This is a genomic window from Microcoleus sp. Pol12B5, from assembly GCF_036701335.1.
Classification (GTDB): Bacteria; Cyanobacteriota; Cyanobacteriia; order Cyanobacteriales; family Microcoleaceae; genus Microcoleus.
On record NZ_JAUBQQ010000154.1, the window covers coordinates 1 to 2,073 of the forward strand.

2 protein-coding genes and 1 pseudogene are annotated in these 2,073 nt (G+C 42.5%); all 3 read right to left on the minus strand.

Features of this window, described 5'->3' with window-relative positions; all coding sequences use genetic code 11:
• A pseudogene (locus tag QUA24_RS27125) lies at positions 1 to 1,284 on the minus strand (hypothetical protein); the annotation flags it as partial.
• Positions 1,284 to 1,550, minus strand: a complete 267-nt coding sequence (locus tag QUA24_RS27130) for a hypothetical protein (protein ID WP_333233515.1) — start codon at positions 1,548 to 1,550, stop codon at positions 1,284 to 1,286. The gene QUA24_RS27130 and the pseudogene QUA24_RS27125, both read right to left, overlap by 1 nt.
• The coding region (locus tag QUA24_RS27135) for a hypothetical protein (RefSeq protein ID WP_333233516.1) at positions 1,550 to 2,073 on the minus strand (524 nt) is incomplete at its 5' end. The genes QUA24_RS27130 and QUA24_RS27135, both read right to left, overlap by 1 nt.

Sequence of the window (2,073 nt, forward strand, 5' to 3'; positions counted from 1 at the left end):
TCCACTTTGAAGGTAGAATGAACGATCAGCTTGCATCTTCATGATCCAGTCGTTGAACTCTTCTCGTTTAACTTGTTCTCCTATTTCTTTGCGTAAATGCCAAATAGGTACAAGTCCTCCATAGTTGTAACTTTTGTTCAAATTTTCATAAGTATTATTTGCTGTTTTCTTGAAATCATCATACGACTCAATAGACTGAGCTTTTCCTTGTTTCTTGGTTGTAGCACCAGTATTTTGTGCAGCATTAGCTTTTTTCTGCGCTTTCATCTGTTTTTGGATGAGTTCTTCGTTGCCTTCTTCAATTACCGTTGCAGGAAAAGTATCCCAAACTTTTGGTTGCATAGCTTTTGCAACTATTGCGGTCGCTACTTGAAATTCTCCTGACACCAGATCGTAGCTAATATCAGCACCTTCTCCTTTCCTTTTTAATACGGGAGGCTCAGTAAATCCTCCAAGCTTGATAAATACTTCCGCTGCTTCACGTAAGTCTTTTTCATCAAACTCTTGAGTGAGTCCGTTAACGCGTTTGCTGTTCACAAATATAGGCATTAATCTATTTTCTCCTTTTTTCCCAAGGTCTGACTCTGGTGTTTTAGTTGCAGCAATTTGTTCTGCCAGTTTTTGAGCTGTAATTCTTCCTGATGCTTTGCTTGTGGGTAGTTCTGTAGCGGTTGCAGGTTGTGTTGGCAGAGTCATTGCAGCCGTCGGCGTTTTAATCTTAGCCGCAACTTGCTTTGCCATTCCCTGTACTTCCGGCGACATCGGTTGCTTGCAAGGTTTTCCTACTGCCCGACAAACCGCGCCACACGGAAATGTTTTGCCAGGGGTGCAAGTCAATGTTTTGCCTGATTTGTTAGCTTTTGCTTTAACCCCTATTTTGGCTTTGGCGGTTGCATCAGCACGGAAAAACCAACTATCTAGTTTTTGCTCGATCGCGCTTGCATCGGAAATATCAAAAGCTTCACGCACAGAATAAATTGTTTTAAATCGATCGGCATTCTCAGATTCTGCTAGCAGCGAATCTGCTTTGTTGGCGGCTTTACTACCTACTGGCTCATAAAATACTGTGTTAGTTTTCATATTTAGGATGTACTGAAAACTGGTGCCGTCAGCAATGAACTCGCCAACAATATTGCCACTAGGGGTTTTCCCGTAAGTTTTAATTCGGTCAATCCCCGACGTGTAAAATGTGTTTAATATTTTAGTTAGAAGCTTAGACGTTTCCGTGCTAGTTCCTGTTTGAATTCTAGCTATAGTAGCTTGCATATTGTCGTGTCCTTTCATTAATAAATTCTATCTGGATCGTGTTTTAGCGGCGTTCCTTCGTCTGTAATCTCTCCGTCCCATGCCTCTGCCGCTGCTTGGGCGATCGTCATATCGGGGTAGGGGTTAGATGGAGAATAAAGCAAAAAAAACGGTTCGCCGATCGTTGCTGTTCTTATTTCATTTTGCGTCCACTCGTTTAGCAGGTCAGTTAAGTCGTTATCGTCACTTGTCCAAGTTCCACCCTCAACTGTAGCGTCGGCTTCCGAAAATTTAACAACTGGCATTATTTACCCCTTAGTGTGTTGTGAATAAAAGCAAAATACTCTGGATCGGTTTTGGCAAAAGCTACTGGATCGCGATACATCATTTCCATCCCCATTGACAAAATTTCTGAATTTTTGTCGCTGTTAGTTTTTTTACCCATGTAAGCTTTAGGCCATTTGTCTGGCTTTGCAACCTCATTATCCCCGTAATTTGAATTACCTGTCAAGTCACTAAGTTTTTGCCATTTTTCTCCAACCGTTCTGCTTTCAAAAAACTTCTGTACTTTTTCATGAATAACCGGGTCAGACTCTTCCAGCCAGTGTGCTGCCTCGTGGACAACAACCTCGATCGGCGCTTTGTCTGCCATAAACACAGTCCCGCCGCCATAAAATGACCGCTCTGCTTGTTTCCCAAAGCTTGCGTCAAGTGCGGTTATACGCAGTCGCTTGTCGTCAACAGAATTAACGCCTACCATTTTTTTGAATGCGGCTATTCCTGATGCAAGCTTGCTGAATTGCTCTGAGTTTAACGACCCGGTTCTTT

What these genes read in the sequence shown, in the direction of transcription:
- QUA24_RS27130 (WP_333233515.1), bottom strand. Translation starts at nt 1,550, where the DNA reads ATGCCAGTTGTTAAATTTTCGGAAGCCGACGCTACAGTTGAGGGTGGA.